General features: G+C 56.6%; 8 protein-coding genes. 4 read left to right on the top strand and 4 right to left on the bottom strand.

Annotation, left to right across the window (positions count from 1 at the left end; translation table 11 throughout):
- Nucleotides 1–515: 515 nt before the first annotated feature.
- The 4 genes from WCA10_RS20125 to WCA10_RS20110 all read right to left on the bottom strand — a co-directional run bounded on the left by WCA10_RS20125 (nt 516) and on the right by WCA10_RS20110 (nt 7,679).
- Nucleotides 516–1,781 carry an MFS transporter gene (locus WCA10_RS20125; protein ID WP_472824311.1) on the bottom strand — a complete coding sequence of 422 codons (1,266 nt, stop codon included), beginning with the start codon at nt 1,779–1,781 and terminating at the stop codon, nt 516–518.
- Nucleotides 1,775–2,722, bottom strand: coding sequence for an HPr kinase/phosphorylase (locus WCA10_RS20120; protein WP_472824310.1), 948 nt, complete (start codon nt 2,720–2,722; stop codon nt 1,775–1,777). The genes WCA10_RS20125 and WCA10_RS20120 overlap by 7 nt, the downstream gene beginning before the upstream one ends.
- A gap of 101 nt (nt 2,723–2,823) precedes the next feature.
- Nucleotides 2,824–6,270: a TonB-dependent receptor gene (locus tag WCA10_RS20115; protein WP_472824309.1), complete on the bottom strand. Its 3,447-nt coding sequence runs from the start codon at nt 6,268–6,270 to the stop codon at nt 2,824–2,826.
- A gap of 377 nt (nt 6,271–6,647) precedes the next feature.
- Nucleotides 6,648–7,679: a hypothetical protein gene (locus WCA10_RS20110; RefSeq protein WP_472824308.1), complete on the bottom strand. Its 1,032-nt coding sequence runs from the start codon at nt 7,677–7,679 to the stop codon at nt 6,648–6,650.
- Nucleotides 7,680–8,042: 363 nt separating this feature from the next.
- Here WCA10_RS20110 and WCA10_RS20105 point away from each other — a divergent pair, with 363 nt between their 5' ends.
- The 4 genes from WCA10_RS20105 to WCA10_RS20090 are packed head-to-tail and all read left to right on the top strand — an operon-like array spanning nt 8,043 to nt 13,047.
- Entirely contained in the window at nt 8,043–8,396 is a 354-nt protein-coding gene (locus tag WCA10_RS20105; protein WP_472824307.1) for a cupredoxin domain-containing protein, read from the top strand.
- A 2-nt stretch (nt 8,397–8,398) separates the two neighbouring features.
- On the top strand, nt 8,399–8,896 hold the full coding sequence (locus WCA10_RS20100) for a c-type cytochrome (RefSeq protein ID WP_472824306.1): 498 nt from the start codon (nt 8,399–8,401) through the stop codon (nt 8,894–8,896).
- 6 nt (nt 8,897–8,902) lie between these two features.
- Nucleotides 8,903–10,174, top strand: coding sequence for a nucleotidyltransferase family protein (locus tag WCA10_RS20095; RefSeq protein ID WP_472824305.1), 1,272 nt, complete (start codon nt 8,903–8,905; stop codon nt 10,172–10,174).
- Entirely contained in the window at nt 10,171–13,047 is a 2,877-nt protein-coding gene (locus tag WCA10_RS20090; protein ID WP_472824304.1) for an SLBB domain-containing protein, read from the top strand. The genes WCA10_RS20095 and WCA10_RS20090 overlap by 4 nt, the downstream gene beginning before the upstream one ends.
- The last annotated feature ends 3 nt before the right edge of the window (nt 13,048–13,050 follow it).

Below are 13,050 nucleotides of genomic sequence, written 5' to 3'. Positions count from 1 at the left end.
GCCCGCGCGCTCGATCAGCTGGAACCAGCCATCGCGCGGGCCATCGACGCCATCACTCCCCAAAACGCGCAGGCTTTCTTCCGGCACTGCGGTTACGGAGTACAGTAATTATGAAAATGCTCTAATGTTTTCAACGGAGTAGAATGGAACTAGTGGAGCGATCGGGACGCGTAAGGCGCGTCAATTCGGTGAAGCTTCGCAATCTGAGAAATGCTGCCATTCAGCGATAGCGGATCTGCGCTCGACAATTAGCGCGTGCAGTCTCACATTCCGACCGGTGCAGAGTGATTCCGGTTTGGCAACCTGGCGAGTAATAGCCTCATTTATCGCTCACCACTTGGTCGGCAGGCCCGCATTAGATTTCTAGGGCGCCTGTTCAGAAAGGCGCATTTCCCTTCAAGTGCTCCTCTGCGTTCCATGCTTGACGAGCTGCTTTACCGGAGACAAACGGCCAACGTTGCGAAACTCGCAATCGAGCTAAGACCCTGATCTGGCGGAGGGTTTATTAATCCGCATTAAGAACTCCGATTCGACGACGCCCAGAACGTGAAGGCCAAGATTGCGGCGAAGCCAGCCAGAATCCCGTTTGCATTAAACACAAAACCGTATCCAAATCGGACGATGGCCATGCCGGTCATTGCGGCAGATCCTGCCTGCGAGAGTGCTCCGACAATGTTCTGAACGGCCGACGCGCTGCTCCGATCTGCCTCGGGCACTTGGCTCATCAGTGTGCCATAGAATCCGGGACCGGCGGTAAATTGGACGGCGGTGTATGCCAGGTACAGAACGACGGCCAAAGTTCCGCTGTGACCGCACCCAAGCGCCACGATCAGAACACCGGAAAGAACCTGCGCACAAACAATTCCCATGATCGATCCGACTCTGCGATAGAGCAGCGGCGCAATCAGCACGGCGCAAAACTGCGCGAGTTGGGAAGCAGAAAAGATTTCGCCCACGTGCTCGAGCGGCATGCCCAGTTTTTTTTGAAAGAACACCGGAGCAAACGGAATAAAAGATCCGGTAACGATGCTCCACACTGCGAATGCAGGCAGAAAGCGGCGCAAATACGGATGAAAGATCGGGCTCTTGCGGGACTTGGTACGCTCCGGCGTGCCGAGCTTGAGAATGGAGATCGGCCACGCTCCAATCATTGCCAGCAACGCTGCTCCGATCAAAACCAGCCGCATTCCGTCGCTCGCGTGACCCACCGTATGCGTTCGCTGGAGAAGCCGCGGCAAGAACCCTCCCGCAACACCTGCAAGCGTTCCCGCACCAATCCCCGTTGCGAATGCAATGCTGAACGCGAACACGCGGTTGCTCTCCTTCGTCAGGCTTGCAATCGTTGGTGCAAAGCACACGGGCCAACTGCTCAAAGCGACACCCGCCAGAAATGCCAGGACGATCTGCGCCGGCATCGACGGCGTCATCGCTCGGCAAATCGAAACCATAGGCGCCCAGATGAAGCAAAAGAGCAGCAGCTTCTGAGTGCCGAAGCGACGCGCCAAGACATCTACCGGAATGGTTCCGACAATGTTGCCCACGGTGAGAGTTGCGCTGATCATCCCCATGCTGCGTTCATCAAAGTGCATATTCAGCAGGAAAAGATTGAAGAGAAAAAAGAAGAGACCGATACCAATATCGAAGAACAGCGCTGCCGTGAAGAATATCCAGAACTGACGCCCAAGTGCCTCGGTCGTCCACCACGAACGGAGGCGTACAAGCAGCTTGAAGCCGCTAGCCGGAGGCAGCTCAGCGCAAGGAACGGAGGAACCCACTACCATCCCCTCTCGGAAAGCTGAGTGAGACGATCGATCGCCCAATCAAAGTCGCGGTACCGTAGTTCGAGCGGACCCGCTTCCAGCAGATGATCGATCATTGCGCTCTGCTGGCTCAGCGTGGCTGGCGTGCTGAACAAGACCTGCCTCATTGAGTACCGCGCCACATCTGCCGGGAAGTCGATAAGTTCCTGGCGAGTGACGTTGTGCCTGTTGATGAAGACCACGTGATTGATCCGCGACGTGAATGAGACCGAGATGCTGCTCATGGGCTGAAGATTCAGCTCGATTGAAGGCTTGCCAACTTGTGCTCGTTGAATGATCTCTTTCCCGGTGAGTTCAGAAAAAAGCTCTACTGCGGTGGGCCGAAAGCGGGCCTGGTTGCAATTTCCCACCACAAGCCGGTCATTGCGGTTGTTGACAAGGAAACTGGCATCATCGGTGATGTACGTCCAGCCGGCGCGGGCGCACGCGTACGAAAGCGAGCTCTTGCCCGCACCCGAATCGCCGCAGAGCAGGATCCCGCATCCTTTGCGCTCAACGCACGCTGCATGAATGGCGGTTGTGTACGATGTGGCAAGAATCGCCATCGCTGTGGATTCAATAAAGAAATAGCGTAGATATCCGCGATCGGCGACAGCAGCTTCGGTCAGCCAAATATAGGCGAATCGTTGCGCAAGATCGATCACTGAGAAGTTCTCCGCATCCGCAATGTTCGAGGTCAGATGCTGTTGGACCCTGCAAACGGGAGTCGGAGGACATTCTGACGAACGGCCGCGTTTCACCGCGATGCGAATGCGGATGGGAGGCGTGTCAAAGAGCTTGGTAAATCCCTGCCAGCTGATTGCCGCGGAACGCAAGATCTCTTCGCAGTTGGTTTCGATCTGCAGTGGGAAGCCCAGCGGATAAAACATCTCGCGCAGCGGCATTTCGAACTGCGCAAGCACTGGATCCCCGAGTTGGATCGGCTCCGACCTTGCGCATGCTGATCGTATTTGCTCGATCGTCAACATCTCTCGCACGTTCTCCAGCCGGGTAGATTTCAATTTCAGAACTGGTATTTCAAAGCGAGTTGAATGATGCGCGGATTATTGGCCATGGAGGTGATGGCACCAAAGGCAGGTCCAGTGCTGACATTGTTAATCGGATTGTTGAAATTCGAGGTGTTCGTAAGGTTGAACAGCTCCGCGCGAAGGTGAATCGTGTGTGACTCCGCAAGGGCCACGGTGCGCTCGAATGCCATGTCCAGATTGCGCTGCCCCGGGCCTCGCACGAGACCGACGCCGCTGTTTCCAAAATCTGTGTCCCCAGGCCCAATGGCATTTGGCGCGAGCGGTGCTGACGTGAATGCAGCCGGATTCAAATACCCGTTCAGAACTCGGGAGAACATGGAACCCGAAGACGTAGGCTTGACGCCCCCGGCAAGTTGCGCCCGGTTTTCGAAAGGGTAGTTGCCATAGACGGCGCCGGCAGTGTTGTCGAGAATGGTAAAGGCGGTGCCGCTTTGTACGACACCCAGAGCCGACACCTGCCAGTCGCCAATGACCCGGCCAAGCAACCGCGGCAGATACCTCGCAAACCCTGTGCTGTAGACGAGGCTGAGCACTGCGCGATGCGTGCGATCAAAATCAGTGGGCCCGTAAGCCTGCCGAAAATTCGTCTGGTCATTGGTAACAAGGTGCTGCTCAAACACGTTGCTGCCGGATGACCCGCTGGTCTGATCGAGGTTTCTTGACCACGTGTAACTGCCGAGAAATTCGAGGCCGTGACTTAGCCGCTTGGTCACACTCGCCTGCAGTGAGTTGTAACTCGCATTGAATGATGATTCACAGAACAGAGAACCAGGGCTAATCCCTGCGAATGGGAGGCGCTGAACCACGTTCGCGGCAGAGTTCGTCGTTTCGCCGTTCACGGGGTTCGAGGGGCTGGCAAGGAGAGCCTGGTTGAACTCGATGCAACCGGATTCATGAATTGAGTGGGTTCCCACATAGCCGACTTCAAGCAAATAATCGCGTGCAAAAGCAATCTGCGCATTCAAGTTGTACTCTGCCGTGTAGGGATCAACCATATGTCTCGAAATCGCAGTAAGGCTTGGGCCACCGCCGGCGATTCGGGGCAGGAAGGTCGGGTATGCGCTGTCTGGCGGCAATTGGGGAACAAAGGGCTGCTGCAGCGTTGCTCCGCCATTGGAGGAACCAGCGAAGAACTGAAAGATCGAGAACGGTTCGACAGCGAGCAGATTTTCTGCAAGGCCTGCCGAGAGCCTGTCGAAGTAGAGCCCATAACCACCACGCAGAAGAACTGTAGGACGATTGCTCACGCGCAGCACGAAGCCGAGTCGAGGCTGAAAATCGACATGGTTTGTGGGAAAGAGCCCGCTATTCGATGATTTGAAGACTCCATCTGGGATCGCACCCTTGAAATTTGCAGGAACCACAAAGCCGCTAAGTGTCCCCTGCGGCGGCGCCGACTTCGTCGCAATGGTCGGATCAAACGTCACCAGTCTTCCATTGATGTCAGAAGGAGCGCCGAATATCTCGTAGCGCAGCCCGGCGTTCAGCATCAGGCGGCTCGAGAGTTGAATGTCATCCTGCAGGAACGCCGCGAAGTCGGTATAGCGCTCATCCTTGCGAAACAGGCCAGAGCTGCCATTACTCAGACTGACGTTGCTGCTTCCTGTTGGGCTTCCGTTCTGAGCCGCGCTTTGACCAAGCAGAAAATCGCTGAAACTTCCGATGTCGAGAAGGCCATCCGTTGAGAAGGGCGCATTCACGTCCACCTGGTGACGCTTCAGCTCGGCGCCCGCGCGGATGGCCTGATTGTGCCTAGTCAGTGAGACCGTGTCTTGCCAGATGAAGCTGTTGGTTACCTGCCATTGATAAGGGGTGCCTGCATCGCCGACCGTGAACAGCCCATCGATGGTGATGCCGGGCGCGGGTATCCTTCCGCCGGAAGCGCCCGTCGGAGATTGGATGCCCAGATCAGACGCGAGGATCGGATTGGCGACAGATGAGTCTCCGTCAAATCGCATGAACCCGAACCGTGCGATATTTACCATGCGGGGACTGAAGATGTGAGTATCGGCAAGCACCAGCATCGTGTTCTGATCGAGCTCGGTTGTGCCCCAGCCCGGCACGGTCGCAGCGTTGGGCGAGAGTGGTTCTACAAGTGGGGCGCGGGAATAGAAGAACCTGGTTGCGAATTGGTTTTTGAGAGAGATGGTTTCATCGAGATTGAGAGTGAACTGATCTTCGTTGTAGGTGGTCGGAATTGAATACGTGGATTCACCGATAGGCATTTGCGTGGGACCGGTTGAGGGAAGCAGAATCTGGGGACTCGGCACCGCGAACTGGCCGTTGGGGAATTTGAAATTGAGCAAGGCCAATGCGGCGGGGTTGATGTTTGAGCCATCGCAGGCAACCTGCTTTCCGCCCGCCAACGTTGGATAAGCGCAGAATTGCGCGCCAAGAGTCGGGGCGGATCGATCGGAAGTGAGTTGGGGAAGGTGGACCGTTGCCACCTGGTTGCCATAGCCATTACTGGAGCGAAGACCCTGGTACGCGCCGAAGAAGAACAGTTTGTCTCGAAGGATAGGGCCACCGATCGCTCCTCCGAATTGGTTTTGCTTCAGGGCGGGTTTGGGCTGGTTGGTAAGTTTTGAAAGAAAGGTGCTTGCGTTGAAGATGTCGTTGCGCAGAAATTCCCAGGCAGTGCCGTGGAATTTCATTGTTCCCGTTTTGCTCACTACATCAACATTGGCGCCTGTGCCTCTGCCAAACGTTGCGTCATAGTTGCCGGTCTGGACCTTGAATTCCTGGATCGTATCCGGTGCGGGTGTGGCAACACCCACCTCTTCTCCATCATTTGCTGCCGAATTTTGAGAGAGGTTGTTGGCATCGATTCCATTGAACTGGATATTGTTGCCGGTCGTCTTGTTACCACTTGCTGCGACGTTTTGTGTTCCCCTTCCGAGCGTGGTGGCGCTGGGCAGTTCGACTACCACTCCAGGCGAAAGAGAGAGGACCTGTGTGTAGTTTCTGTTCGAGAGTGGTAGAGCCTCAATCGTCCGATGGTCAACCGCTCGGCCGAGCGTCGCACTCTCGGTCTGCGCAAGTTCTGGACCGGCCTCAACCGTAACGCTGGTCCCCACACTCGCGACCGACAAATGAAAGTCAATTACGCTCGTCTCGCTTACCACGACGTTCACGGCGTTCGCAGACTTAACGGAAAATCCTGCGGCCTCGACGGTCACCGTATACGGTGCTGGTGTAAGCAACGTAAATGTAAACGTCCCCGTAGCGCCGGTTGAAGCTGATCGGGTGGCATCGGTGTTCTCGCTCTTCAGCGTCACCCGCGCATTCCGAACCACGGAGCCAGACGGATCGTAAACTATTCCCTTGATTGCACCCGTGCCAGGTGCCTGTCCCAAGACCGCACCGGCGAGCAGAACGACCATTGCGAACAGGATTGCGCAGCGTGAGAAAACAGGAGCCATGTGAAACCTCTTGTGGAGTTGGGATTGGTTGCGGTCTTTCCAGGGCAGCAGCTGTCACTGGGGGTTAAGGAACCGCAGGATCTCGCGTTCATCTTGCTCACTAAGCGAGGCACGCACGCGCATGTGTCGAAGGACGGTTCCCGAAATCCGCGGAGAGAACCCCTGAGGAGCTTCGTGGCAACGTGAACAATTCTGCTTGAATTTCTTCTCTCCCTCGCTCGGCTCCGAGCTGCGATTCTGCATCGCCCGGTCGTTACGAGCAGACGATTGCTTGTCTTGCGAGTGCTCCTGGCGCGCAGAAACTGCTGGCATAACGGCTGCAAGTGCAATGACGACTGCCAAAATAGCGCGGTACCTGGCACTGCGTGCGTGCATTCTCATTTGCCCCTCCATGTTGAAAACATGAATCGATACACAATCCCGGTGGTCCACACGTTGCGGTTGCCCGTTGATGCCAACTGCCGCGAATAGCTCGTATTGATTCTCACTTCGTGCGGAAAGTGATAATCGAGAGCAAAGTCCGCGGAGTTGGTGTCGGCTGACGGGAGTCCGTCGGTCGAGTCCGGACTTCGCCGAAAGGTCTGCTGCCAGCGAACAACCGGCTGAAGTCCGCGCAGGAATGGATTCGTACCCGATGAACCTGCCAGATGAAATTCCGACTCCATCCAGTAACCATCCGAATGCGGACCGTGGGCGAACTCCGATCGAAATTTGATCAGCGAGTCGGCCGGTTCCCACCACAGGTGTACGCCTGCAAAATTCTGGTGTTCACCCTGAAGCAGGCGACCATATGAGCTACCGACTTCGAGATGGGCCTGCGGGAAGTAGAGCCCTGCTCTGCCGCCCGCAGACCGTTCAGCATTGAATTGCTCGTTCGCGCTCTCCGCCGAAAAGTAACCTGCGTAATCAAACGAGACCTTGGATGTGGAGAAAGCCGATCCGCGCAGCATTCCGCCGACGCTCGATGCGGTACCCATAGTGCCCAGTGGAAAAATGAGCGGAGCGTTTTCGAAGTTGCTGATCCAGATCGGGGTCTGCCTTTCGTTATATGTGCCGAACGGAGTTAGAAACTCTCCCGCGACGACAGTCAAATGCCGATTGGCGAGATAGTCCATTTGGAGGTACGACAGCCCTACGAAGGAAGAGCTCGTGTATCCCGCTTGCCCGTTGCCGCGCGGAAAGTACGAATCCAGGATGGTCGCACGGCTCTCGACCAGGAGATGGTTTCCCATCGGCGCTGCCAGCAGTGGCGAAATCACTGGAATATAGGTTGTGTTCCCGCCGTTCGTGCTAGCGATAAATCCTGCTCCCCCTGAGATCAGCGGCGTGTCCTGCCCTGAGAGAGGCACTCCGCCGAGGAAAGCAGCCCCCAGCAGTATCGCGAAAGCGAGAACTGAAGGCCGAGACATGTTGGACCGGTGCATCCTTTGCATATGCTCACGCTATCGCCGCTCTGGACACTTCGTGTCAGCGGAGAGTCTTCTCTTTGTAAGAGGAATGTCACAGGCATGGAAATGCGATCGGCCTGAACCAATTACGTGAAGAAGAACGCGGTCGACGTTCCGCCAAGTATTGAGGCCGCAACAGATCTCAACATCGGCGACAAAATCATGACAATCCACTTACACATGCATGACACCCGACAATCTGTGAGCCGTTAGCTTAGGCACTGTCGGATTCATTCTCATGGAGTCATCGTGTTCACTAATATTCATAGGCAATTCAGAAATCAGGAAAAGAATCCCATCCGTGCGACTGGGGGAAACAATCGCTTGGGTTTTGCACTACGGATCTTGGGCATCGCACTGCTCATCTTCGGTTTGAGCGCATCTTCGACGAAGCCGATAAGTCCTCGCCACATCGAGGTAGTGGCGAAGCGGTTCGCATTTGAGCCAGCCGAGATCACCTTGAAGAGAGGTGAGCCGGTCGATTTTGTTCTATCTTCCGCAGACGTCAATCATGGCGTTCGCATTCGCGAACTCGGTCTTGATCTCCGCGTGGCAAAAGGCAAGAAAGCTGAAACCACTTTTACTCCGCAGTCCACCGGAACGTTCGTCGGTCATTGCTCTGTGTTCTGCGGCTCCGGCCACGGTCGGATGATTCTGACCATTCATGTGGTGGCGTAACAATGCGCCGCCGCATCATTCCGCCCGCATTGGCCTTTGTGCTGGGACTTATACTTGTTCCTCTGTTGATCATGCTGCGCGGGATCAAGGCGACTTCGCCCCCCTCCTTCGAGACTCGGATCATCTGGGAAGCGAAGCACCACATGCTTGTTGGCGGCAAAGAGCAGCGAAACCCCTTGGCGGTGTCCTCCACTACGCTCGCGGACGGCAAAGAGGCATTCTCCCACTACTGCGTCGCATGTCATGGAATGGACGGGCAAAACACCGGTGTTCCATTCGCCGAGAAGTTGTCGCCCCCGGCTCCGTCTCTCGCCTCGCTTGATGTGCAGAGCTACACCGATGGCCAGCTCAAGTGGGTGATCGACAACGGCATCTGGCCTTCCGGCATGCCTGGTTCCCGGGGAACGCTCAGTGACGAGGAAATCTGGTCCATCGTTGTGTATCTGCGCAATCTTCCACCAGCCGGCGGCCAGGGCGATCCGGAAATGTACAGCCACTAGGAAGCTATGAAGATCGGACCGATACAAATCGAGACGCAACAGCGAGCGCGTTTGGCCCGGCTTAAAGAGGCCGTCTTCGCCAGCTTTCACGAGCCCGCTCCTTCGATCCGCGCTCGACTGGCAGAGTTCACTCCTCGCGATTGGGAGCGCGCAAAGTACTGGCTCGATGTGAGCGGTCTGGCTCTCTACTTTCTCGATCAGCTCATTACCCGCAATCTCGAGTTATACCTGCCCGTGTCCATCCTTCACCAATTGCGTACGAACATGGCTGAAAATCGCGAGCGCAGCGCGTCACTGTTCAGCGAAACCGTATCCGTGACTCAGGCGATGCAGCAGCAAGAGATCGAATTCGCCGTGCTCAAGGGAATAACGCTGCCACCGGAGTCCGTTCCGGACGGCGCATTGCGAAACCAGATGGATCTGGATGTGCTCGTCCGTGAATCTAATGCGACCCGCGCGAAGAATTGTCTGGCTGACCTCGGATACGCACTCGACGCGATCAGCGGCACGACATGGGAGTTCAAGGCCGGCCCATCTGGAAGCTCAACCGTCAGAAACCTTTACCAGGTGCGCCCGGAGCGCTCGATCGAGGTCCACCTGATCGGCAATCCGATAGGAAATGCAGACCGCCTGACGCGGTCCCAGCACATGATTGTCCGCGGCGAACACATCCGCGCACTCTCGCCTGCGGATGCATTTGTCCTTCAGGGACAGCATCTCTTCAAGCACATGTGCGGTGAGTTCACTCGTGCCTCGTGGGTATTGGAGTACTGGAGACACGTCTGCGCGCGCCGCGACGACATCTTATTCTGGCGCGAAGTGGAGTCGATTGCGGCCAACGAACCCGGCGCGGACATTGCCATTGGAGGAGCAACTCTCCTGACGTCGTTTGTCTTCGGACCATTTGCCCCACAAGACCTCGTTCGATGGTCCTTGGACCGTCTTCCACCTGCAATCTGTCTTTGGATCCAGTTGTATGGAAGGGACATTTTGCTTTCAGACACACCGGGCAGCAAGCTCTATCTGCTCTTGCGAAAGGAGCTGAACCCAGCCTCAGTGGAAGAACAAGTCGCCCGCAGACGGTTGATGTTCCCGCTGCACCTTCCCCAGCGCATTACACGCCCAGAAGAGGACGAATCCATCGCGCAACGACTTCGCCGATATCACGTGCAAGTTCGATTTGTCATTCGCCGTCTCTGGTTCCATCTCGCAAAGGGCGTTGCCTTCGCCGTTGAATTACCTCGCTGGCGGGGGCGGGTTGCGGGTGTCTCCCAATGAGGATGACCCTTAATACGTCTTCATGGGGGGCCTTCCTGGCTTCTGCGACGTTCCTCTGCGTCATTCCGGCGACACTCACAGCTCAGACCCCTTCCCAAAGCGCTACTTTTCCATCGTCCCTGGGAGCGAAGCAAGCTGACGCAAATCCAGACTCCAGCAACACGGATTTCCGTGATGAATTGGCGCCGCTTTCGCTTTCGGCCTCGCAAATTATCTCCATCATCCAGGACAAGCCTCAGGTGATCGTCGAACTGAAGGAACTGCTGGCTCAAACGCAAGCCGGAGAACAGCCTGCTCAGCCGGACCAGGTCAGTGATGAAGTGCTGTACAACCAGGTCGTAACCGATACAGACTTTCGGCAGAAGGTCACGATCTTCCTGCGTGCACGGGGATACGTAAACGAGGACGATCTCCAGCGCCAGTCCCTTCCGAACCGGAACAACCTTGATCAGCAAAGCAGAGGCATGGCTGATGGTTCGACACAGGGTGCACTCGACCCGCGGACAAATCTCAATCCGGCGCCTGGTCTCGGGCTAGTTCCCGACTCGCAATTGGCAAGATACAACGCCATGGTCGCCGCGCCCGCTCCTACTCCAGTCGAAAACACGCAGCGGTCTCCAGCTCGCGAACCTAACAACATTACTACTGAACCGCCGGTGCTTCGTCGCCCCGCTCCCTACAATCTCACCTCTCTCCGCGATCTCTACACTCAAATTCCGGATTCTCCCGAGCGTCTCAAACGCTTCGGCTCAGATGTCTTCACCACCAGGGTTACGGCGGCTTCGGGATTGGTCCCGTTCGATGTGCCAATCGGCCCGGATTACGTCGTAGGCCCGGGCGATAGCCTCACGATCGAGATGTGGGGAGGAATCTCTCAAAGCATTTCGCGGATGGTTGGAGTTGATGGTCACATTTCTCTTCCGGAAGCGGGAGATGTCCAGATTGCAGGCCTCACCCTGGAGAGCGCACAGGCATTGATTCAGAGCGCACTCAAGAAGCAGTTCCGCGATGTGCAAGTTAGCGTGGTGCTCTCCCGCCTCCGTACGATTCGGATTTATGTCGTGGGCGATGTGCAGCGTCCAGGTGCATACGAGATCAGTTCTCTGGCTTCCCCGTTGAGTGCGCTCTCTGCTGCCGGGGGTCCAACGGCGATTGGCTCACTTCGCATCCTCGATCATTATCGCGGCAAAAAGCTGATCGGCAGAATTGATCTCTACGACTTCCTCCTTCACGGAATACGCAACAACGACGAGCGCCTTCAATTGGGCGATACGCTCGTGGTCCCACCGGCAGGTCCGCAGGTGGCTGTTTGGGGCGCCGTTAAGCGGCCCGCCATTTATGAACTGAAAGACGAAACCAATCTGGCCGCTCTGCTTGCACAAGCTGGAGGAGTGACAGTCGCCGCATCTCTAAAGCACATCTCGGTCGAACGCATCGACGCCAATCAGCAGCGGGAGACGATCAGCATTGGCTCGTCTGACAACGCGAACGAAGCCATCTCGAAGTTCGAAGTCAAAGATGGCGACCGCATCCACGTTGCTCCAATCGCCCCATACAGTGAGCGCGTCGTCTACCTCGAGGGCCACGTGGTGCGCCCCGGACGCCATCCCTACCGCGATGGCATGCGTTTGAGCGACCTGCTGCAGAGCTATCAGGATCTCCTTCCTGAGCCCGCGGAACAAGGCGAGATCGTCAGGCTAGTTCCTCCCGACCTGCATGTGCAGACCTTCGACTTCAACGTGCCCGATGTCTTGATCGGAAACGGCAACATGGCTTTACAGCCATTCGATACCATTCGGGTTCATGGCAGGTACGACGTGGATGCGCCGAAGGTCGAAATCCGTGGCGAGGTCCTGCGCCCGGGATCCTACCCGCTTTCTTTGGGAATGACCGCGTCGCAACTCGTTCGCATGGCAGGTGGATTCAAGCGCGACGCTCTCCTCGAAACGGCTGATCTGATCAGTTATCGAGTGGTGAACGGCACCAAAGTGAAGGGTCAGCGTTCGGATGTGCGCATCGGCGACGCGGTGGCGCGCGACGATGCCACGGCCGATCGCGATTTGAAACCCGGTGACGTGCTCACGATCCATCAGATCACGGGATGGACTGATATCGGCGCCTCCATCACCATCGAAGGCGAGGTGGCGCACCCTGGCAGCTACGGATTCCAGGATGGGGAGCGTTTGAGCGAGGTCCTTCGCCGTACGGGCGGATTTCGTGAGACAGCCTATCCCGCCGGCGCAGTCCTGATTCGCGAGCAGGTTCGAGAACTTGAAGAGAAAAGCCGGGCCGAATTGATCCGGCAGATCGAGTCGAGCAATGCTTCGGCGACAATTTCTCCGAACCTCACTTCGGGTGATTCTTCCGGCCAGGTTCAGCTCGTTCGTCAACAACAGGAGCAGATCCTCTCACGACTGAAGAGTCAGCCTGCCACCGGACGTCTGGTTATACATATCACCAGTAATATCCAATCCTGGGCAGGGACGTCGGCGGACATCGAAGTGCGTCGCGGCGATGTGCTGCGTATTCCGAAGCGTCCCGGCTTTGTTCTGGTCAGCGGTCAAGTCTACAACGCCTCTGCAATCACCTTCACACCCGGCAAGTCGGCTGGATGGTATCTGCAGCATGCGGGCGGCACCACTGCCGCGGCCAATCGCAAGGACATCTTCGTAGTTCGCGCAAACGGATCGGTGGTGGGTCGGCGGTCCGGGGATTGGCTCGACCACGACGTGCTTTCAACCAGGTTGGAGCCCGGTGATGTCGTCGTCGTGCCACAGAAGATCATTGGCGCATCAATGTTCTGGCGCAATCTGTTGAGTACCGCACAAATCGCGTCGTCCATTGCAATCACGGCAGCTGTCGCAGGGCTATAGATC

It is taken from the genome of Occallatibacter sp., assembly GCF_049582745.1.
Taxonomy (GTDB): domain Bacteria; phylum Acidobacteriota; class Terriglobia; order Terriglobales; family Acidobacteriaceae; genus Telmatobacter.
Note: the sequence above shows the minus strand (reverse complement) of the source record. Positions and strands in the feature narration are given on the sequence as shown.